General features: G+C 49.6%; 18 protein-coding genes and 1 pseudogene. 1 reads left to right on the top strand and 18 read right to left on the bottom strand.

The window, feature by feature from the left end:
- Window positions 1-74 precede the first annotated feature (74 nt).
- Window positions 75-1,502: a D-alanyl-D-alanine carboxypeptidase family protein gene (locus DXD12_RS00870; RefSeq protein ID WP_243105320.1), complete on the bottom strand. Its 1,428-nt coding sequence runs from the start codon at window positions 1,500-1,502 to the stop codon at window positions 75-77.
- 260 nt (window positions 1,503-1,762) lie between these two features.
- Here DXD12_RS00870 and DXD12_RS00865 point away from each other — a divergent pair, with 260 nt between their 5' ends.
- Window positions 1,763-3,223: a polysaccharide deacetylase family protein gene (locus tag DXD12_RS00865; RefSeq protein ID WP_107000152.1), complete on the top strand. Its 1,461-nt coding sequence runs from the start codon at window positions 1,763-1,765 to the stop codon at window positions 3,221-3,223.
- 141 nt (window positions 3,224-3,364) lie between these two features.
- Here DXD12_RS00865 and DXD12_RS00860 read toward each other — a convergent pair whose 3' ends face one another.
- The 17 genes and pseudogenes from DXD12_RS00860 to DXD12_RS00775 all read right to left on the bottom strand — a co-directional run bounded on the left by DXD12_RS00860 (window position 3,365) and on the right by DXD12_RS00775 (window position 22,078).
- Window positions 3,365-4,300, bottom strand: a complete 936-nt coding sequence (locus tag DXD12_RS00860) for a GTP-binding protein (protein ID WP_022359817.1) — start codon at window positions 4,298-4,300, stop codon at window positions 3,365-3,367.
- An 18-nt stretch (window positions 4,301-4,318) separates the two neighbouring features.
- A complete protein-coding gene (locus tag DXD12_RS00855; RefSeq protein WP_118637015.1) occupies window positions 4,319-5,548 on the bottom strand; it encodes a CobW family GTP-binding protein in 1,230 nt (409 codons plus the stop codon).
- 244 nt (window positions 5,549-5,792) lie between these two features.
- Window positions 5,793-7,127 (bottom strand): MATE family efflux transporter, encoded by a 1,335-nt coding sequence (locus DXD12_RS00850; RefSeq protein ID WP_118481860.1) that lies wholly within the window; start codon window positions 7,125-7,127, stop codon window positions 5,793-5,795.
- A 418-nt stretch (window positions 7,128-7,545) separates the two neighbouring features.
- Window positions 7,546-8,373, bottom strand: a complete 828-nt coding sequence (locus DXD12_RS00840; protein WP_118637013.1) for a metal ABC transporter permease — start codon at window positions 8,371-8,373, stop codon at window positions 7,546-7,548.
- A gap of 147 nt (window positions 8,374-8,520) precedes the next feature.
- Window positions 8,521-9,222: pseudogene (locus DXD12_RS00835) on the bottom strand (ABC transporter ATP-binding protein); the annotation flags it as partial.
- 89 nt (window positions 9,223-9,311) lie between these two features.
- Window positions 9,312-10,523, bottom strand: a complete 1,212-nt coding sequence (locus tag DXD12_RS00830) for a metal ABC transporter substrate-binding protein (RefSeq protein ID WP_182457022.1) — start codon at window positions 10,521-10,523, stop codon at window positions 9,312-9,314.
- A 175-nt stretch (window positions 10,524-10,698) separates the two neighbouring features.
- Entirely contained in the window at window positions 10,699-11,382 is a 684-nt protein-coding gene (locus DXD12_RS00825; protein ID WP_118637009.1) for an HAD family hydrolase, read from the bottom strand.
- A 269-nt stretch (window positions 11,383-11,651) separates the two neighbouring features.
- Entirely contained in the window at window positions 11,652-12,344 is a 693-nt protein-coding gene (locus DXD12_RS00820; RefSeq protein WP_118637007.1) for an epoxyqueuosine reductase QueH, read from the bottom strand.
- A 262-nt stretch (window positions 12,345-12,606) separates the two neighbouring features.
- Window positions 12,607-13,734: an RNA polymerase sigma factor RpoD gene (gene rpoD, locus DXD12_RS00815; RefSeq protein WP_022359808.1), complete on the bottom strand. Its 1,128-nt coding sequence runs from the start codon at window positions 13,732-13,734 to the stop codon at window positions 12,607-12,609.
- A gap of 304 nt (window positions 13,735-14,038) precedes the next feature.
- A complete protein-coding gene (locus DXD12_RS00810; protein ID WP_107000161.1) occupies window positions 14,039-14,959 on the bottom strand; it encodes a YegS/Rv2252/BmrU family lipid kinase in 921 nt (306 codons plus the stop codon).
- 38 nt (window positions 14,960-14,997) lie between these two features.
- Entirely contained in the window at window positions 14,998-16,188 is a 1,191-nt protein-coding gene (locus tag DXD12_RS00805) for an A/G-specific adenine glycosylase (protein WP_118637005.1), read from the bottom strand.
- Complete coding sequence (locus tag DXD12_RS00800) at window positions 16,181-17,161, bottom strand: biotin--[acetyl-CoA-carboxylase] ligase (RefSeq protein WP_118538260.1); 981 nt, start codon at window positions 17,159-17,161, stop codon at window positions 16,181-16,183. Before DXD12_RS00800 ends, DXD12_RS00805 begins: the two co-directional genes overlap by 8 nt.
- A gap of 5 nt (window positions 17,162-17,166) precedes the next feature.
- Window positions 17,167-17,475, bottom strand: a complete 309-nt coding sequence (locus DXD12_RS00795; protein ID WP_022359804.1) for a DUF6637 family protein — start codon at window positions 17,473-17,475, stop codon at window positions 17,167-17,169.
- Between the two features lie 243 nt (window positions 17,476-17,718).
- Complete coding sequence (locus DXD12_RS00790; protein WP_022359803.1) at window positions 17,719-18,657, bottom strand: SPFH domain-containing protein; 939 nt, start codon at window positions 18,655-18,657, stop codon at window positions 17,719-17,721.
- A gap of 5 nt (window positions 18,658-18,662) precedes the next feature.
- Window positions 18,663-19,100 (bottom strand): NfeD family protein, encoded by a 438-nt coding sequence (locus DXD12_RS00785; protein ID WP_118481789.1) that lies wholly within the window; start codon window positions 19,098-19,100, stop codon window positions 18,663-18,665.
- A 219-nt stretch (window positions 19,101-19,319) separates the two neighbouring features.
- Window positions 19,320-20,114 (bottom strand): RNA methyltransferase, encoded by a 795-nt coding sequence (locus DXD12_RS00780; protein ID WP_118637003.1) that lies wholly within the window; start codon window positions 20,112-20,114, stop codon window positions 19,320-19,322.
- Window positions 20,111-22,078 (bottom strand): NAD(+) synthase, encoded by a 1,968-nt coding sequence (locus DXD12_RS00775; RefSeq protein WP_182457020.1) that lies wholly within the window; start codon window positions 22,076-22,078, stop codon window positions 20,111-20,113. Before DXD12_RS00775 ends, DXD12_RS00780 begins: the two co-directional genes overlap by 4 nt.
- Window positions 22,079-22,518 lie beyond the last annotated feature (440 nt).

Raw genomic sequence — 22,518 nt, 5'->3', positions numbered from 1 at the left:
GGAATTCCAAGGAATTTCCTATTACACAAAAGAGCTGTCATGTATCACTATTCAAACATGACAGCTCTTTATTTCTATGCCGCAAACACTCCCATTACCTTCTTAAAATAGTCCCAGAGTCCCGCTTTCTCCACCGTTTCTGCCGCTTCTATCTCCACACTTCCCAATTCCCGTCCATCCAGCCGGTAGACCAGATGTCCGATCACATCACCTTCCCGAACCGGTGCTTTGCAGGATTCTTCCATCATCCACTCTTTTTCGATTCCATCCAGATTCTCTCCTTCCATCGAAAGGTAAGAAAAGGTTCCCCGCAGACGCCCTGCAACCTGTTCCTGGATGCCGCCTGCCACCGTCGTTTCCGGCACAGCTCCCGGATTTTCATCTTTGTAAAGATGGCAATTTGCAAACCCATAATTTAATAATGTGACCGCATCCGCAAACCGCGCCTTATAATCCGGTGCTGCCAGAATGACGGCAATCAGATCAACGCCATCCTTCCGCCCGGTTGCGGACAGGCAATATTTTGCCAGCGATGTAGAACCTGTTTTCAGTCCCGTCACCTCAAAATTTGTCACCATTTTCAGCAGCTTATTCGTATTGGAAAGTCCAAATTCTTTCTCTCCCTGCTTGGTCCGGTGCGTTATATTTTCCATCCAGATCGTTGAATACTGAAAAATTTCCGGATACTTCGTGATCAATTCCCGCGACATGAGGGCAATGTCGCGCGCCGACATCGCGTGCGTCGTAGACGCCGTCAGACCGCAGCAATCCTCAAACTTTGCTGTCTCCATTCCAAGCCCTTTCGCCCGCTCGTTCATCATCGCAACAAATGCCTCTTCACTGCCGCCGATATACTCGGCCATCGCCACACTGGCATCATTTCCCGATGCAATGACGATGCACTTGATCAGCGTTTCGACCGTCTGTACCTCCCCTTCTTCCAAAAACACCTGGGATCCCCCCATGGATTTCGCATGCGCGCTGGTCGTGACCTCATCCTGCAAATGAATTTTTCCCGAATGTAACGCATCAAAAATCAGAAGCAGCGTCATAATCTTCGTCACGCTGGCTGGATTTCGCGCCTCGTCCGCATTTTTTTCATACAAAACAGTTCCGGTGGACGCCTCCATGAGGATCGCCTCCGGTGCCCGGATGGGAAGCTCAGCGGCATTTTCTGCTGCCTGCGCTGTCTCTGCGGTTACTGAAACAGGAATCCACAGTTCCTCCGCGTAAGATGTGAAAATACCATTTTTCCCCAATTTACTAATTCCAAGCTGTACGCCTGACACACATTCTCCCATCGTAAGCACAACCGCTACACCAATCGCTGCCAGCCCTCTCCAAGCATTTCTGTTTAAATACTCTCTTCTCCTGTCTCTGCTCCCTTCGTCCCAACACATACATTCATTTTCCCGAAGCAGCTTCTTTTTCACAAACCAACACCATTTTTCCACACGCTTCCATTTCAAATACCACGCCTCCCTGCATGATACATTTTTCATTCATATCTTCCTCCGTCTGCACATACTCTCTTCTCAAGATATGGCATATCCGCCCGTCCCTATGCCAAAGAGAATTGTAAGAAACTGTCATAGACCACCTTTCCTTTTTATGGTATACTATAAGAACACAGACAGGCTTATAAAAACGTTTTCCGCCCTCTTCCTTGCTGTGTCGAGTCGGTGGCAAACTTTCTCGGCCTGTTATTACTATCTGACGCAAAAAACGACAGATAAATATGAATAAACAAAAGGTGAAAACTATGATGAGAAGAAATTCCTCCCTTGGAAACGTTGGATTTTCTGCACGTGGCGGACGTTCTAGGCGACGGCACGGCGGTTCCTCCAAACTTCCGTATTTAATTTTAATCGGCATTCTGATTGTACTGCTTGGAATTGCCGCGTTCCTCTGGGTGCGCCGCTCTCCGGCAGCACATGTATCTTCGGTTCCAGCGGCAACCGAAACGGATTCTGAAAATGGAGTAATTTCCCTTGATAATGCATCTGCACCTGCTGATGACAGCCTCGAGGGTGTCATCGCTCAGGCAAAGCTTCTGGCAGACGGTTATGACTATGACGGGGCAATCAATCTCCTGTCCAGCAGTACATACGCATCTGACGAGTCCGTGACGGCAGCGATCGACGAATACAACGCCACCAAAGAAACACTGGTGCGCGCTGATCCGCGCAAGGTAACGCATGTATTCTTCCATACACTGATTATGGATACCTCGAAAGCATTTGACGGCGACAGCCGCGAAAAGGGTTATAATCAGGTCATGACGACCAAGGATGAATTTATGAAGATTCTCCAGTCGATGTATGAGCGCGGTTTCGTTCTGGTACGTCTGCACGATGTAGCATATGAGGTGACCGCAGAGGACGGTTCCAAGCATTTCCAGGAGGGCGATATCATGCTTCCGGAAGGTAAGAAGCCGTTCGTCATGTCACAGGATGATGTCTGCTACTACGAATACATGGATGGCGATGGCTTTGCCTCCCGTATGATTATCGGCGAGGATGGCAAGCCAACGAACGAGATGAAGATGGACGACGGTTCTGTTTCCGTCGGTTCCTATGATCTGGTGCCGTTACTGGATGATTTCATCAAAGAGCATCCGGATTTCTCCTACCGCGGCGCAAAAGCGTGCATTGCTTTTACCGGTTATAATGGCATCCTGGGCTACCGCACCGATTCCGCCTACAATACTGACGAGTACAAAGCGGAACACCCGGATTTCAACTTTGAGGAAGAACGCGCCAACGCAGCAAAAGCCGTCCAGTGCCTGCGCGACGACGGTTTTGAAATTGCCTCCCACAGCTGGGGACACCGCAACATGGGTACGATCCCAATGGATAAATTCCGTGAAGATACCGATAAATGGGCAAATGAAGTCGAAACGCTGACCGGTCCGTGTGATATCATCCTCTTCCCGTTTGGAAGCGATATTGGGGACTGGCATCCGTATGATACAAGCAGCGAGCGCTTCCAGTACCTGTACAACAAGGGGTTCCGTTACTTCTGTAACGTAGATTCCTCCCAGTATTTCGTCCAGATCGGCGACGATTATATGCGACAGGGGCGCCGGAACCTCGACGGCTACCGGATGTATTATGACCTTCCGGAAAGTGGAGTCGGCGGCGACCATTTGAGTGACCTGTTTGATGTCAACGAGGTATTTGACCGGTCAAGACCTACTCCGGTGCCGAAGATGACGGAGTAAGATAAAGCTGTAATCCAATTTTAAATAAAAGAAAGAGAAATCGAGCATTTGTTCGATTTCTCTTTCTTTTTTAAAAACCCCGGAGTCTTCCACACTCCGGGGCACACCTTTTCTTTCAAGCACAGCTTTCCGTTGCAAATCTTAGAACTGCACAATCTCCTCAATCGGCTCTGCCTTTTCCACGTAATCTGCATAAAGCATCGGACCTTCGCCCTCATACTCCGGCATATACTCATATTCTACGCGGGCACGTACTTTGACCCAGTCTTTCGTCTCAAGCAGACGGGCATTTTTTGCCTTGCACATGAAACCTAAGAACGTCATATCTGCCTCGCAGCAGGTCATCGCCATACGTCCAGGAACAAAGTTGTTCTTCGGGAAATCCGGGGTTTTCAGTACCATGCCGGTAAATTCAACGGTCTTTCCACGGTAACGGTCCGGTTTATCCATCGCATCAATATACCAGATACCATATGCCTCCGGCGGAATCTCGATCACTTCGGCATTGACATCAAATGGAAGATCCGCTTCGGTCACTTCCTCAATTTCGCCCTCTGCGTCCTCAAATACGATCTGAACCTGCGGGTTCATGCCCTTTAAAGTACGGCGGTATACATCCAGATCCTCGATCTCGTCGCAACGGTTCATGATAATCATTTCCGTGTTGCGGACCATGGCACCAATCAATGGTTTCATGTTCTGCAGGTATAAATCAAATGTGGAACCATCGATGATCGTGATCTGCTGATACAGATCCCAATCGTTCGGAAGTTTCAGGGCATCCAGATTCCACATACCGTTCCACTCCATCAGAACTCGCTCCGGATTGTAAAGAAGCTCCAGATCCTGTAGGTATTCCGGCGTCAGCTTTTCCGCTTCCTCTATATAGACAACCGCTGTATGAGTCTGCTTTAAAAGCTCCTCATCATACTCTTCCTCGCCCTCTTCGCAGACAATCAGAAGTGTTTTTCCTTCGGTCTGGAAATAATCCTGCTGCATTGTAAATTTAATAAACTGGGTTTTTCCAGCTTCCAGAAAACCATTGATGAGAAACAACGGCATCTTATCTTCATTCATAGTTCATTCTCCTTGTATTTACGCGTTGAACGCTGCCTTCAGACCCTCTTCGTCCAACTCGGCACCGATCACGCACACCTTTCCGGTAAAATCCGGTGCTCCCTCACGGATCTCAGCCTGCTCCGGAACCATATCAAAATGCAGCCATACGCCCTTTTCTTCACTCGGAACCATGCCTTTCGCACGCAGAACCTCGCCGTATTTATCACCATAAGCCAGATCATCCAGAATCTTCTGCAGATCTTCTTTCTTCATCACGCCGACATTCTCCAAGCCCCAGCTTGTAAATACATCATCTGCATGATGGTGTCCTTCGTGATCGTGGTGGTGGTCATGGCAGCCACAGCCACACTCGTCATCATGGTCGTGATGATGATGCTCATGACCATGATCATGACAGCCACAGTCATCATCATGGTCATGATGATGGTGCTCATGATCGTGATCATGACAGCCACAATCGCAGTCATCGTCATGATGATGATGCTCGTGATCATGATCATGGCAGCCACAGTCGCAGTCATCGTCATGGTGGTGATGCTCATGATCGTGGTCATGGCAGCCGCAATCGCAGTCATCGTCATGATCATGATGGTGATGATGCTCATGCATATGCTCTCTTGCCTCTTTCATCAGCTCCTCTGCCATATCATCTTCCTGCTCGATCATCTCAAGAAGCTGTGCGCCGGTCAGCTCGCTGCATGGAGTGGTCACGATGGTTGCCTTTGCATTGTGCTGGCGAAGCATCTCAACCGCGCCCTGTACCTTTTTCGGATCTGCTACATCGGTACGGCTTAACACGATCGTGCCTGCATTTTCGATCTGGTTGTTGAAAAACTCACCGAAGTTCTTCATATACATACGGCATTTGTTGACATCTACCACGGTAACCGCACTGTTTAACATAACCTCAATCTCAGAAGCTACATTTTTTACTGCATTCATAACATCAGACAGCTTGCCGACGCCTGACGGCTCGATGATAACACGATCCGGCTGATATTTGGTCAGAACTTCCTCGAGGGAACGTCCAAAATCGCCGACCAGAGAGCAGCAGATACAGCCGGAGTTCATCTCACGGATCTCGATGCCAGCGTCTTTTAAAAAACCGCCGTCAATGCCGATCTGTCCAAATTCATTTTCAATCAGAACGACTTTCTCGCCTGAAATTGCTTCTTTTAAAAGCTGTTTAATAAACGTAGTCTTTCCTGCACCCAGGAAACCGGAAATAATATCAATCTTTGTCATTTTACTTACCTTCTTTTCTGTACAAATGTGTACTGACTGTAAATCATTGTCCGCCCGGTACCTGGCATCCCGGCAATGCATAGCTTTACATCGCCCGAATCTGCCGAAGTTCCGATCAGCCACTTATTATTTTACACAAATACCTAGTAAAGTCAAGCATCGGCAAAATCCCGTTACTGGGCGCGTGTGAACAGTAACGTTTTTAGCCTCACATATATGCAGCCTTTTTGAGACCAAAAACGCCCTATAAAGACACAGTAATCGTCCGCTTCCAGCTCGCCCCAGCATACACTGCCGTAATAAGCTCTGCCAGCCAGAACGCGTGCCATACACCGGTAGGACCGATGATCCGGCTGAGCACAAATGCGATCGGAATGATAATCACGGCATAGCGCATCAGGGAAATTTTCAGAGATTTAAGTCCCATTCCAAGTCCCTCAAACGCGCCGGAAGCAATGACGGAAACCGTTGACATGACAAAGCCCGGGCTGATGATCCGGAGCGCCGTTCTGCCGATCTCCACCGTCGAAGGCGTCTGCGTAAACAGCCCCATCAGGAAATCCGGCACCAGCTCGCCAAGCAGGGTTCCCGCTGTCATGATAATGCCAACAATCATAAGGGCCGCGCGGAAGATCTTTTTCACCCTCTCCTGCTCGCCTGCACCGTAATTGTAACCGATCAGCGGGCGCATTCCCTGCACCACGCCGCTGGCTCCCTGATAAAGCAGTGCCTGCAGCTTGTAGTAAACACCCAGCACCAGAATATATACCTGCGAAAATGGTGCCAGAATCGCATTGAGCGCCGTCAGAAGCAGGGATGTCAGCGCCATATTGAGTGTTGCCGCGATTCCGACTGAATACATACCTCCGCAGATCTCCTTCGACGGACGCATTTCCCGCAGCGAAATCTCCACATTTAACGGTTTCACATGGTTTAAAATCAAATAAAACAGCAGCGACGCCGTCTGCCCGATTCCTGTCGCCCACGCCGCACCGCAGATTCCCAGTTCCGGCATGGGGCCTAATCCAAAGATAAAGATCGGGTCCAGCACGATATTGACGCCGCATCCAATCAAGACGGCTGCCATCGATATTTTCATCTTTCCAACCGACTGGTAGACCTTTTCATATGCCATTCCCATCGTGTCGATCGTTGAAAACAGAAACACATTGCAAAAATACGTCAGTCCGTAGGAAATCGTTACCTCATCGCTCGTAAACATCCGCAGGAAATACGGAATCACCGCCATTCCTAAAATCGTTAAAATCATTCCATGTAAGGCACTTAAAAATACTCCCTGCGATGCTGTCTGGTTCGCCATCCGTGTTTTTCCTTCGCCAAGGCGTCTCGCCACCATCGCATTGATACCAACGCCAAACCCAACCCCGGCTGCGTGCGCGAGGTTCTGGATCGGATAGACAAGCGAAACCGCCGTCATCGCGTCCTCACTGATCATTGCCACGAAAATGCTGTCCACGATATTGTAGAGTGCCCCGGCGATCATCGATATGATGACCGGGATTCCCATCGAAAGCAGCAGCGGGACAACTGGTTTTTCTTTCATGTAGGTCTGATCCATTTTTCCATCTCCATTCCCTTTTTTATTTTTCACTTTTCATGAGCGTTTCTGACACATTCTTCGCAGAAAAAACACCTGGGTTTCTTCTGCAAAGCATTTCTTATCAAATAAAAAAGAGACTACGGACTTTACTGTTTATCTCAGAAACAGTACAAACCCTATAGTCTCTTTAACGCTTAGACAAGCTATTCGATTTTCGTTTTCTATCGCCGACCAGCAACTCTGCAAGCTTTTGCTGGCGATCTGCCCATTCCGGCAACCGGATATTATTATAACCGCAAGCCATTTTATTTGTCAACCACTCCCCGGCAAATTCCTGCTGCCACCACGTTTTCTTACGGCACTTTCGGTTCCAAAAGTGCCTACCCGTGAACAGAAACATGAGCATACAGAATGTGTATGTTCTACAAAAAACATCCTATTTGCGGGCAGTAGCAGATATCCCTCTCTGTATCAGCGAAAAGAGCAGAAACGCCGCCAGATCCACCACAACAACGCTCGCGCCCGCCGGTGTTGAGTACGTGTAGGACATCACCATTCCTCCAAAGAAACAGATCAGCGACAGAATCCCCGATGCGATGACCACCCCCCGGAAGCTCTTGAACACCCGCATAGAGGTCAGCGCCGGGAAAATAATCAGACTGGAGATCAGCATCGCGCCCATCATCCGCATTCCAATCACGATCGTGATCGCGGTCAGAACCGCTATCAGCACGTTATAGAGCGACACATTGACGCCGGTCGCCTTGGCAAAGCTTTCATCAAAGGTAACCGCAAATACTTTGTTATAGCAAAAAAGATATAATCCAAGCACCACCATGGAAAGCACCGCCGCAAACTGGACATCTTCCCGGCTCATCGCGAGAATGCTTCCAAACATATAGCTGCTGACATCGGTCGTCATACCGGTTGTCAGGGAAGTTACGATAATACCGATTGCAAGCGCACTGGCCGAGATCATCGCAATCGCAGCGTCACTCTTTACTTTTCCATGTTCTGTGAGCCGCAGCAGGAAAAATGCCGCCAGCACGACCACCGGAATCGAAACCTTTAAAGGTGACCAGCCTGCCGCCAGTGCAATCGAAAGGGATCCGAACGAAACATGGGATAAACCGTCTCCAATCATTGAGTAGCGTTTGAGCACCAGGCTGACACCCAGCAGAGAGGCGCAGAGAGAGACTAAAAGACCGCCGATCAGCGCCCGCACCATAAACGGGTATGATAACATTTCAGATATAATTCCCATCTTCTACACCTCCTTCTCCGCATTTCTGTCTTTCAAATGCTGTTTCGTTTCAGAATCAGTTTCCGAACCCATTTCCGGCTTCTGCATCTTCCTGATTCCATCCTTCTGCATCGGCACTCCGCATCTGTGCCCCAGAGTTGCCAGCTCTTCCCGTCCCAGGAAAGAATGAGCAATCTCACTCTTCACATATTCTTTCATCGTACCCCAGAACAGCGGCTTCTGCCGCATCTGCAAAATTTTTCCTCCCTGATGCACAATATTTGCCATATCATGGGAAACCATCAGGATTGCAACCTTTTCTTCCTGATTCAGTTTCCGGATCAGCTGGTAAAAGTCCAGAATCGCCGACGGATCGAGTCCCGTGATCGGCTCATCGAGAATCAGCAGCTTATCCGTCGCACAGAGCGCCCGCGCGATCAGAACACGCTGTTTCTGACCGCCGGAAAGCTCTCTGAAACAGCTTTTTTCCAGATCTCGGATTCCCAAACGATCCAGATTTGCCCGCGCCTCTTTCTTTTCTTTCATCGAATAAAACGGGCGGCTGCCGCGTTTTCCCAGGCACCCGGAGATAACCACCTCAAACACAGTCGCTGGAAAGTCCTTCTGCGCGTCGGTCTGCTGCGGCAGGTAACCAATACCGGCTTTTTTTAATTCTTCTGAATATTCAATCCTGCCCGAAGTCGGTTTTAAAAGTCCCAGAATGCCCTTCATCAGGGTACTTTTTCCCGAACCATTTTCCCCGACAATGCAGATGTAATCGCCCTCATTTACCTCCAGGTTCACATCCAGCACCGCATCCTGGTTTTCATAACCAAAACCTACATGCTCACATTTTAAGAGTAATCCCATCTATAATTCCTTTCACTACTGCTCTACTCTTCTATTGTCATAAACATTCACCATGGCTAAAGACTTTTTCCCATAATCATCTATTCTTTTTATGACAATCCCTTTTTCAAGTTCTTTACGTTCTGCTCCATCAATTCCAGATAGGTAACGCCCGAATCAAACTGGTGTCTCGTCACATTGTGGCAGGAGTGGAACAACAGTGGTTCCGCGCCCGTCTCTTCCCCGATGATCTCCGCCACGCGCGGGCTGGAAAGCTCCAGGTAATAGACGGCTGGTATCTGTTCCTCCCGCACCTTATCGATCAGGTAGGCGATGGTCTTGGCACTCGGCTCCGTATCCGTACTGCATCCTGAAAATGCCGCCCTGTATTCCAGCCCATACTCATCGAAAAAGTACCGGAGTGGAAATTTATCACCGAAAACGACGAGACGGCGCTTGGCATGGGAGACAACTTCTCTGAATTCTGCATCCAATTCCGTCAATTTATCCTGATAGGACGCGCAGTTTTCCGCATAGGAAGCCGCGTGCGCCGGATCTTCCTGTGCCAGCACCTCCGCCAGCACGCCGGCCAGCTTTTTCGCATTGACCGGGGATGTCCAGATGTGCTCGTCATATTCAATCTCGACGCCGTGACCATCGTCCTCATCCAGATACTCTTGAGCGTGATCTTCATCATGAACCGCCACATCTTCCATATCATGCTCATCCTCGCTGTGAATATGCTCTTCTGTGTCGTGTTCTTCTTCACTGTAAACATGGTTCTCTGGCTCATGTTCTTCTTCACTGTGAGCATGATCTTCCGACTCATGATCGTGATTACCCGCATGAACTGTTCCATCCGCATGAACATGCGTATGTCCATGATCGTGCGCCTCTCCATCTTCCATGCCCTCGACGATCTCCTCCTGCACTACATCCACGCAGTCCATCATCGTCACGACGCGCTTCGGTCCGGTACCTTCCCCGAAGGAATCAAGCACCTGCGAAAGCCACTGTTCCATCGTACCGCCGTTGCAGACTAACAGATCTGCATTCTGGATCGTGATCATGTCCGCCGGCGTCGGCTCGAACGAATGGCTGTCCATGCCCGCCGGAACAACCATCGTCAGCCGGATCGAATCCCCGGCAATCTGCCGGAGAAAATCGTAATACGGAAATAGCGTCGTCACAACGTTTAAGCGCGTATCACCAGACGCATCTGCCCCTTTTAACGGATTCGACGATGAATCAGACGATGCAGTTCCCCGCCGTGGCGTACACGCTGTAAGAACACAGGAAAAGGCAATCAAAAAAGCAAGCATCCATGATATCCATTTACATTTAAATCCATTCTTGTGTTTTACCATATTTCTTTTTTACCCTTAACTTCTTCTATATTCAGTAAATGTTTTTCAATAAACATTTCGAATTACTATTTCAAATATCATTTTCTTTCACAACTGTTTCTCTTTTCACAGCTATGAACAAACACAGACACTACTCCATTCTTCCATGTGACTCATTCTTTTTCTTCACAATCTCCGCTACTTCCAACGGATGTGCCACAATATACTGCGGATGGCAGCTTTCCAGCTCTTCCCGGTCACGGAAGCCCCAGAGCACGCCGACCGTGTCCATTCCGGCATTCAGCCCAGTTTCCATATCTGTATTCGTATCGCCCAGATACAGACACTCTTCCTGTTTTATACCCAGTTCCCGGCAGATGGCGAACGCCCCGTCTGGAGCCGGTTTTTTCGGCGTTCCCGCCTGCTCGCCGCGCACCACATCAAAATATCCTTTCCCAAAGAATGTCTCAATATTCACAATTGCCTGCTCATGCGGCTTGTTCGAAAGGACAGCCACATGTACACCCATCTCTTTTAACGACGCCAGCAGTTCCCGGATACCGTCATATGGCTCTACGTCTTTCAGGCAGTATTTAGAGAAATTCTCCATATAAATCGGAAGCGACGCTTCATAATGAACCAGCTTCTCATCCCCCGCCAGCACCAGCGCGCGCTTCATCTGCATCCGGTATCCATTTCCCACGATCCGTTTCGTTTCCTCCGGTGTAACATGGCGCAGTCCGAATGCATCCAATGTTAAATTTGTCACATAAGTCAGCGCATAAACCGTATTTAAAAGAGTTCCATCCAAATCAAATATACATAAGCGGTACATTGCGTTTCTTCCTTTCTGTTTCCATCTTTTCTTGTAACTTTTTTGTTACTGTTCACGCATACGTGCTCAGTAACGGAATTTGCCGTGGCTTCGCATTTAAATACGGCAAATTCCTGCTGCCACCACGTTTTCTTACGGCACTTTCGGTTCCAAAAGTGCCTACCTGTGAACAGTACCACTTTTTTCCCCTCACAGCCGTTTCATACTTTCACAGCTACAGGCAATCATCCATACAAACTCATCTTCAACCAAACATATCGCCCCGCAAATCACGATGTTTCCTGCCTCTCCTTCTGCATCTGCTCTTCACGCTCCTGCTTCGAGAACACGCATCCGCAGTAATTCTGCCGGTATAGATGATACTGCGCCGACAGCTCGATCGAGCGCTTATATCCCTCTTTTTTCTTGAAATCCGACGGCAGAAATGCCACATGATACTCTTCTCCCATCGCCTGCCCGATCGTATTGAGGCGCCCGGCATTTTTGAGCGGACTGATCGTGAGGGTCGTCGTGAACCAGTCATAGCCGCCCTCGGCTGCCAGCTTCGCCGCTTCCCGGAGGCGCATCTCAAAACAAATACCGCAGCGCTCGCCGCCCTCCGGATCCTTCTCATGCCCCCGGACTGCCTCATAGTAGCATTCCGGGTCGTATTTTCCTTCTACAAACCGGATCGGATGCACCGCTGGAAGCTCCCGGATCAGCCGTTGTACCTCCTCCGTGCGCGCCTCATATTCCTCCTTCGGTGAAATATTCGGATTGTAGTAGAACACCGTAATTGAAAAATACTGCGACAGATATTCCAGCACGTAGCTGCTGCACGGCGCACAACAGCTGTGGAGAAATAAAGTCGGAACTCTGCCGTCCCGGACTGCTGCATCCAGCACTTTTTCCATTTCTTTCTGATAATTCCGTTTCGCCGTCTGTGTCTTTCTGGCTGGCGGATTTTTCATTGGTTCCGACATTTTTCTCTCCTCTTTCTATAAATTCCCATCTGTCCGTGCATTTTCCATCCAGCACACGATACTTCTATCCGAAACGCTTCTTTCCTGACAAACATCATTTCCATCCTTAGACGTCATATGAAGATATGCACAATAATTCATATTCTTCAAAACTTGAAAAAGCAGCCTGTACCCACGGACGGGTACAAACTGCTTTATCTTTTTATTAAACCTTTCAGGAAATTCCAAACAAATTCCCCTTTTTATCAAAATGATACAACTCTTACAGGAAATCGCGAATCCGTTTGCTCCGGACCGGATTTCTTAATTTACGAAGTGCTTTTGCCTCGATCTGGCGGATACGCTCTCTCGTTACGTTGAATGCTTTTCCGACCTCTTCCAGGGTTCTCGGATGTCCGTCCTCCAGACCAAACCGGAGAATAATAACCTGACGCTCTCTCTCCTTCAGGTCTCCAAGCAATGCATCGATATGCTCACGCAGCATAACAGATTCTACATTCCCTTCCGGCGTTACCACGTTGCCGTCCGCTACGAAATCACCCAGATTGGAATCGTCTTCCTCACCGATCGGGGTTTCCAGGGAAGCTGGCTCACGTGCGATCTGCATGATCTCCATGACCTTATCTTCGGACATGCCAAGCGCCTCGGAAAGCTCTGCCACCGACGGCTCATAGCCCAGTTCCAGCGTCAGCTTACGCTGCATCTTGGACATCTTGTTGATCGTCTCTACCATATGCACCGGGACACGGATAGTTCTCGCCTGATCCGCCAGAGCCCTTGTAACAGACTGACGAATCCACCAGGTCGCATATGTACTTAACTTATAACCCTTTGTATAATCAAACTTCTCAACGCCCTTAATAAGACCCAGATTGCCTTCCTGAACCAGATCCAGGAAGCTCATGCCGCGTCCTGTATAGCGCTTTGCAATGCTGACAACCAGGCGCAGGTTTGCCTCAATCAGGCGCTCTTTTGCATTCACATCACCCTCTGCTTTGCGCTTTGCAAGGCGGATCTCCTCCTCCGCGCTCAAAAGCGGAACGGTACCGATCTCTTTCAGGTACATGCGGACCGGATCTTCCGTGCCGATTCCCTCTAACAGATCGATCGCATCCAGATCGATATCCTCTTCCTCGTTCTTGAGGAATTCATCATCCACATCATCATCGAGCATCGAATCATTTTCCTTGAGGATCGAATCATCGATCACCTCCGGAATGACATCAATATTATTCTGCTCCAGATAATTGTAAATCTGCTCCATCTGCTCTGTCTGCAGATTATCGCCCATAAAAAAGTTATTGATCTCTGTCACGTCCAGCGCGTTCTGCTTGGACTTTGCTAACTCTACCAGTTTCCTTAACTTACCTAAAAAATTTTCTTTCTCCACGAATTAACGTCCTTTCGATTTATTTCGCTTAGAAGTTTCTTTATATCTAACGTGATATTGTCCCTCGATTGTTTGTGTGCTTTTATTTCCCTGCACCTTTCCCTGCAATATCCCGAAAGTACATTATATACGATTAAATTCTATTTTTCAACAATTTTCGAAATTTTTCGATCTATTTCTATTTAGGCAGTTACTGTTCACGCATACATGCCCAGTAACGCAATTTGCCGTGGCTTCGCATTTAAATACGGCAAATTCCTGCTGCCACCACGTTTTCTTACGGCACTTTCGGTTCCAAAAGTGCCTATCCGCGAACAGTAACTTCAGGCACCCTGATCGCAATCTCTCTTGGTTTATTTTCAATCACGACCTCTGTCTGACTTCCACCAAACTCACCGTCCAGCGACCAGTCCACCAGCTCCTCCGACTGTACCGTCAGTTTCGAGGTGCGGAACTTGAATACGCATTCATTTTCGCCCTCTCTCTGAATCAGATAAGCAGCAATACTTGCAATGTCAAGCGGCGTGCGCGGTTTCCGGACCAGAAGCACCTCAAACTCCCCGTCATCCAGCGCCACGTCCATACCAACCAGTCCTTTAAAACCTCCGATCGAGGTCGTATTGGTCACCATTCCCAGAATAAATTCCTCTTCCAATTCTCTCTGCTCCCCCAGATGTTCCCACGTAAGGCGCATCCGGTAGGATTTAAGCCCTGTCAGGCGTTTGATGGCTTCCAGCATATATGCCTGATGCCCCAAAATATTTTTCGTCTCCTGCGGGGTCGAATAGGATACCTCCGTAAATGCTCCGAACGCCGCCACATAGACGAAATACCGGTTTTTGCCGAATACACCGACATCCACCAGAAATGGTTTTCCCAGCGCAGCTGTCTGCGCCGCTTTCCGCATATTTTTCGGAAGTCCCAGACTGGATGCGAAATCATTCGTGGAACCCGACGGGATATATCCTAACTCCGGACGCTTTTCCGGGGTGATCGTCATCAGCCCCGATACCACCTCGTTGAGCGTACCGTCCCCGCCGCTGCACACGACCAGTTCCTTCGTTTTCGCACGTGCCGCCTGATACTCCGCGTCCTTCGGTCCCTGCGTAATATAAACAGACGGTCCATAGCCCGCCTTTACAAAACTATCTAAAATTTCAAGAAGACGACTTCGAATCTGTTCTTTGCCAGATCTCGGATTGATGATAAAAAGCATTTTTTTCATAATCGCCATTTCTCCTGTTTCCCCACACTAACAGTATTTCATATTAATATATTTGTATACACGCGAAATGCATTGGGGATCGGATAGCGATCCTGCAGCTCCGCCCGGCGCACCATCAAAACTGTTTTATCCTGATAGCCGGATGCCCGTTTCAAGCGGATTCTGCGTCCACACATATGCCATTCAACATGGGAAAAAATGTGGACTGCATCCGGCAGATCCTCGGTTTCCCTGATATCCGCCTCCGCGATCCCCAGTTCTTTCGCTGCCTTTGCCGCACTCTTTTTTCCGTCCAGATTGACATATTCGTAGAGGGACGCCAACAATCCCTTGCTGCTGCGCTTGCGGATCGCCACCGTATCCTCCCACTCAATCAGGCAGACCGTTTTTTCCTCGATCCGGCGCGGCTTTTTCGGCGGCTTGACCGGATATTGCTCCTCCTCTCCCCGCCGGTGCGCCAGACAAAGGGATTCCAGCGGGCACTTCTCACAGAGCGGACGTCCGCCCGGGATGCAGACAAGCGCGCCCAGCTCGATCCATGCCTGATTATATTCACCCGGATGAAATAGCTCTTCTGACCGTGATGCCGTGGAAACCTCACCGGCATCATCACCGGCTGACAAATAGGAATCTCTTTCCTCCGTCCGGCGCACAAGTTCCGCCTCCAAGCGCCGCTCATATTCCTTTCGAAGCGCCGGCTTCGTGCTGTCCTGTGGGTCAGCAAACAAGCGTGTCAGAACACGCACCACATTTCCATCCAGCGCCGGAGCCGGCAGATCATACGCGATCGACGCAACTGCCCCGGCCGTATAACTTCCGATGCCCGGAAGTTTCAATATCTCATCCCGCGACGCAGGCATCTGACCGCCGTAGTCTTCCATCAGGCAGACCGCTGCCTTTTTTAGGTTCCGGGCTCTGGAATAATACCCAAGTCCCTCCCACAGCTTCAAAAGCCGCTCTTCGTCCACCTGCGCGAGCGAGGTGATGTCCGGGAGTGCTTCCATAAAACGGGCAAAGTACGGTTTGACCGCCTCTACCCGTGTCTGCTGCAGCATGATCTCCGAAATCCAGACCGAATACGGTTCCGGATTCTCCCGCCACGGAAGGAGCCGCCGGTTTTTCCGGTACCAGGAGAGCAATGGAGCGCCGGATGCCGCCAGCCTCTCTTCTTCCGCATAAGGTATTTCCCCCTCTAAAGGCTTCAACGACGCATAAAAATCTTTATACATATCCGTAAATGCCCCGGACAGATACCTCTCCTGAGATCACCTTGCACACTTTTCCGTCTTCTGTGCGGACCAGCAGTTCGCCCATCTCATCAATTCCGAGCGCCATTCCAGTATACTCATTGCCCGGAGACAGGACACGCACCTGTGTACCGCAGTTTGCCAGACGGCTGTTATAAACGTCCATCAGGGATTTCAGGTTCTGGTTTTCCATGAATTTATCATAATATCCCTCATACGCACGCATGATCGCGGCGATAAGCTGGCTGCGGCGCACTTCTTTTCCTGTCTCCAGATACAGAGACGTTGCCACATCCCGAATCTCCTCCGGGAACTCGTGATTTGCAACGTTGATACCAATACCAGTCACGATATAATTAATACACTCTAATTCCGTGCTCATCTCGGTCAGGATACCACAGACCTTCTTTCCATTGACGACGATATCGTTCGGCCACTTGATCTTTGCCTCCAGATCACAAACCTCCCGAATCCCGTCGGCAACTGCCAGAGCCGCCACCAGCGTCAGCATCGACGCGCAGGTCGGAGGAAGCTCCGGGCGCAGAAGCAGGCTCATCCAGATGCCGACGCCATGCGGCGCCGCCCAGCTTCTTCCGCGGCGTCCCTTCCCCATCGACTGATAATCCGCGACTGCCAGCGTACCGTGCGGGGCATCTTTCTCCGCCGCTTTCTTGATCTCGGTATTGGTTGAATCCGTCTCGTCAAAATATAAAATATTTTTTCCAGCCCACTCGCTGTCGATGCTGCTCTCCAGCTCTGCCTGGCTGAGAACATCGCCCAGGAAACGCAGCCGGTAACCGCGGTTCCGGACCGCCTCTATCTCATATCCTTCTGTCTCCAACTGTTTGATAACTTTCCAGACTGCCGTCCGTGATACATTTAAACGCTCACAGATCTCCTGTCCGGACAGGTAATCATCCGTTTCTTTTAACATTCGCAAAACTTCTGTTTTCACTTTTATTACCCCCACCATATTGTAAGTGTACTGACAATACATAAAAGGAACAATCCTGCTCCCACTGCCATCAGGATCATTCCGCCGGTCCGCAGATGCTTTCTTCCCCTTCCCCGGCGATAGCGGTCATAGCCATTGGCAAAATTCAGTACCGCCGCCAGAAGAAAGATTACCGGAAACAAAATCCGGTTTTCATCCGGGTTCAGAAACGCAAGAACCGCAAATATCACGATCAATATACCCACTACGATATGAAGCATATCCAGGGCAAACGCGATATTCGCGCTTTTCTTTCTTTTTTCCTGCAGGTTCAACGCATCCACTCCTTACTTATATTCGTATTCGCAAACAACAGCCTCATTCTTCATATAGCACATAGCTTCTTGCATATACCCTTTCATCAACATATATGGGTATACATATCACTATGGGATATTATACCGAATGTCCGCAGGCTTGTCAAAAAAGAAATCGAAAAAGGCTGCGGTTCCTGCTTTACATAACCATCAGCCTTTTCTTATACCTTCTTTTTATAACTTAGAGCCGCTCACTCCCGGCTACTCTGCCTTTTGAACATCCGTGCCAACTTCCGTCAGACCCTTTACCAGACCGGCAATGCCCTGGATCTCGGACGGGATGATGATCTTCGTCGCCTTGCCGTCCGCTGCTTTGGCAAATGCCTCCAGGCTCTTGAGCTGCAGCACTGCATTGTCCGCGCCTGCTTCCTTGATGAAGCGAAGTCCGTCTGCTTCCGCTTTCTGGACTTTGAGGATCGCTTCCGCCTCACCTTCTGCCTCGCGGATCATCTTTTCCTTCTGTGCTTCTGCACGCAGGATCGCCGCTTCCTTCTCTGCTTCTGCTTCCAGAATCGCGGACTCTTTCTTACCTTCGGCTACCAGGATCGTCGATTTCTTCTCGCCTTCGGCACGGAGAATGGACTCACGGCGCTCACGCTCTGCCTTCATCTGTTTCTCCATCGCATCCTGAATAGCTGCCGGAGGAATGATATTTTTCAACTCAACACGGTTTACCTTGATTCCCCACGGGTCTGTCGCCACATCGAGTGCAGCTCGCATCTTCGTGTTGATCGTCTCACGGGAGGTTAAGGTCTGGTCAAGTTCGAGATCACCGATGATATTTCGAAGGGTGGTCGCCGTCAGGTTCTCGATCGCCATGATCGGGTTCTCAACACCATAAGCAAACAGCTTCGGATCCGTGATCTGGAAAAATACAACCGTATCAATCTTCATCGTAACGTTATCTTTCGTGATAACCGGCTGCGGTGCAAAATCTACAACCTGCTCTTTTAAAATGACTCTTTTTGCCACGCGGTCAATGAACGGCACCTTGAAATGCACGCCAACCGACCATGTCTCCAGATAAGCACCCAGACGCTCTACAACTAATGCCTGTGCCTGCGGCACGATCCGGATACAGGATGACAAAATCAGAAGTACCACAATCGCAATGACAAGAAAACTGATAACTGCTCCCATATTTCCTACTCCTCCTTACATTTGCTGACAATCAGCTTGACGCCGCTGACCGCCTGAATCTGTACCATCGTATCCCTCGGAATCCGGCTTCCATCCGCCGAGCGTGCCGTCCATTCCTGGCCGGACACCATCGCCGTTCCTCTCGCCTCGTCGTTATCAATCTCTGCGGTTACCCGCGCTTTTTTACCCACCAGCGCGTCCACATTGGTCCGCACCGTCTTCTGATTGATATACCGGAGTGCCAATGGTCTTGTTGAATACAAAAGAAGGAATGAAACAACGACAAACACTGCCAGCTGAATGTAAAGATTCACTCCCGCGATCGACAGGACACACGCAATCAGAGCGCCTCCAGCAAACCAGATCGAAGTCAGCGCCATCGACGCTGCTTCCAGCCCGATACACACTACAAACACCGCCAGCCAGACACACCATACTGCCATGTCATCCCCTCCTTCCATATAGGTCTTTTGACCCTGATATCTTAAAACTAGTATACGATATTTTCTGACATTTATCAACCAATCAGCTCTGTTTTTGAACTTACGGTTTTATTACAAACTTCTTAATGGAACATATCGATCTGCAATTCAATTTATTTCTTCACAGCTCTCTATTTGCACAAACTATCCGGCTTAAAACATTGTTTCAAAAAATGCAATTTACTGCCGTCTCTGCCGTGCCGTCTCAAACAGCAGCACCGAAGCCGCCACCGCTGCATTGAGGGATTCAACCTTTCCAGCCATCGGAATCCTCACCCACGCGTCAGCAAGCGCCGCCGTCTCCTCGGTCAGACCATTTGCCTCATTTCCGATCAGGAAGCCGGACGGACCTGTATAATTTTCTTCTTCGTAGTTATGTTTCCCCTTTAAATGCGCCGCATAGAGGCGGATTCCCTGCTTTTTTACTTCCCCGATCGTCTGATGCAGGTCGTCCGTGTAGATAAACGGCACCCGGTAGATCGAGCCCATCGTGGAACGGATGACCTTCGGGCTGTAAATATCAGCTGAACCACGGTCAAGAATGATGCCTGTCACACCCGCCCCCTCTCCGGCACGCAGGATTGTTCCCAGATTACCCGGATCCTGCATCGTCTCCAGAATCACAAGCTCCGGTGCCTTTCCGTCCAGGCTATTTTTCAGCACATCTGAGAGCTGATAGGAAAACTGTTCCGCTACCGCCAGGATTCCCTGCGGTGTCTGGGTGTCCGACATATGGCGCATGACTTCATCCGTCACCGTCTCATATCGGCAGCCTGCCAGCAGTTTTTCCGCTCTTTCGCCCTGTTGGCGCAGAAAGCTTTCCGACACATAGACTTCGCGGCGTTTCTCCACCGGCAGTTCCCCGAACATCTTCGGACCTTCCACCAAAAAGACGCCCTGTTCCCGTCTTGCTTTTGCTTTCTTTGCAAGCGCCGTCACCGCTCTGACACGGGCATTGCCCGTGCTCGCGATCACAGGCTGCCTCCTGCCGCTTTCGTCTCCGGCACTCCGTAAACGCAATCCTCATCCAGTGTTTCCAGCTCCTCCAGCCACAGGCGGCTGCACGCATCGCTCGGCATACGCAGGTCGCCGCGCGGCGATACTGCAGCAGAACCTACCTTCGGACCATCCGGCAGGCAGGAACGCTTAAACTGCTGGTTGAAGAAACGGCGGTAGAAGACCTTCAGCCATTTAAGGATCGTTTCCTTATCATAAGCACCGTCAAATGCCTGACGCGCCAGGCGGTAAATCTTGCCCGGACGGTAGCCGAATCTTAATATATAGTAGAGATAGAAATCATGCAGCTCATAAGGACCAACCAAATCCTCCGTTTTCTGTGCAATCTTTCCATCCTCCTCCGGCGGCAGAAGCTCCGGGCTGACCGGTGTATCCAGTACATCCAGCAGAATATCAGAAAGCTCTTTCTCGCCACAGGTATCTGCATAATAGCGCACCAGATGGCGCACCAGCATCTTCGGAACCGAGCAGTTGACACCGTACATCGACATATGATCGCCGTTGTAGGTCGCCCAGCCAAGCGCCAGCTCCGACATATCGCCGGTACCGATGACTAGACCGCCGATCTTATTGGCAAGGTTCATCAGAACCAGCGTTCTCTGGCGTGCCTGTGAATTTTCATATGTTACATCATGAACCGACGGATCCTGCTCAATGTCACGGAAATGGATAGTAACTGCCTCTCGGATATCGACTTCTTTCAAGGTTGCACCCAGCTTTTTCGTGAGCTGGCAGGCATTCTGGTACGTCCGGTCAGTCGTACCAAAGCACGGCATCGTCACAGACAGGATATTTTCACGCGGAATTCCCAGCAGATCAAAGGCGCGCACGGTTACTAAAAGTGCCAGCGTTGAATCCAGACCGCCTGAAATACCAACGACAGCATGGCGGCATCCGGTATGTTTGAGACGTTTTTTCAATCCCATCGCCTGGATCGAAAGGATCTCCTCGCAGCGGCGGTTCCGGCTGCCCGCATCGTGTGGGACAAACGGGGTCGGATCGATCGCGCGCTCCAGCGCAAGCGGTTTCCGATCCAGCGTAAAGCTTACAAACCGGTAATCCTCACGGCCTTCTGTCTGATAGGTCGTCATCCGGCGGCGCTCACATTCCAGACGTTCCAAATCGATATCTGCGTAGATCGTCTGATTCTCAAATCGCGCTGACTCCGACAGGATATTGCCATTCTCAGCGATAATATTCTGGCCGCCAAAAACGAGATCCTGGGAAGACTCTCCCTCGCCCGCATTGGCGTAAATATACGCACAGAGCAGCCGCGCCGACTGACCGCTGATCAGACTTCTGCGGTACTCGCTCTTGCCTGTCACCTCATCGCTGGCAGAACAATTGACGATCACCGTTGCCCCCGCCGACGCGTGTGCAATACTCGGTGGATTTAAAACCCAGACGTCCTCGCAGATCTCCGCCCCCACGACGAGATTTTCCACATTGTCACAGGAAAATAAAAGCTTCATTCCCATTGGCACCTGATAACCGTCCCAGGAAACCTCGATTGTCTTTTCCCAGCCCGGGTTGAAATAACGTCCCTCATAAAATTCAGAATAGTTTGGAATCCATCTCTTCGGAACCAGACCGAGCAGTTTTCCATCCTGGATCGCCGCTGCCACATTGTACAATTTATTGTTGTATTCCCACGGAAGTCCTACAAATACAAGCATTGAATCGCCAGCTGTAAAGGCGATCAGCTTCCTAAGCTCTTCCTTTGCCTTCGCCAGCAGCGATTTCTGGATAAACAGCTCACCGCACGTATATCCCGTCAGCACCAGCTCTGGAAATACCATAATCGAAGCGCTCTTTTTGCGCCCCTCCTCTATCTGTTCACAAACCTGTTCCCGGTTGTACTCTACATCTGCCACCTTCACTTCCGGCGTTGACGCGGCAACCCGGATAAAGCCATCTCTTATCATATGGTTTGTCTCCCTTATAAATAATTTTTAAAAACATAGCAACTGTTCAATAGGTCTGCGCATTTACTGCGCTGACCGTACGAAAACATGGACCAGCAGGCAAAAATCCCATTGCCGTAGGCAATTTTAAATGGATTTTTGCGCGTGACTGTGAAGGTACTGAACAGTTACGAATTTATTGTAGCTGTCACTATACAAAAAGTCAAACATATATAAAAAGAGAGCCGCTTTTCCCCCACAGAAAGCAGCTCTCCGGTCACGTTCACAACCGTTACATTAAATAGTTTGATTGCTGTATGTAAATATACCACTCTTTTCCAATTTTGTCAACGTCACTTTTGTCATTTTGCACAATAAATCATTTTCTTTTTTCGACAAGAAAAAGCAATTTTCACAGTTCTTTTTTACGAATCTTTCCGCTTTCAGTCTTTGAAAAC

It is taken from the genome of Clostridium sp. TF11-13AC, from assembly GCF_003481065.1.
Classification (GTDB): Bacteria; Bacillota; Clostridia; order Lachnospirales; family Lachnospiraceae; genus Otoolea; species Otoolea fessa.
The sequence above is the reverse complement of the archived record's forward strand: the minus strand, read 5'-3'. Positions and strand labels throughout refer to the sequence as shown.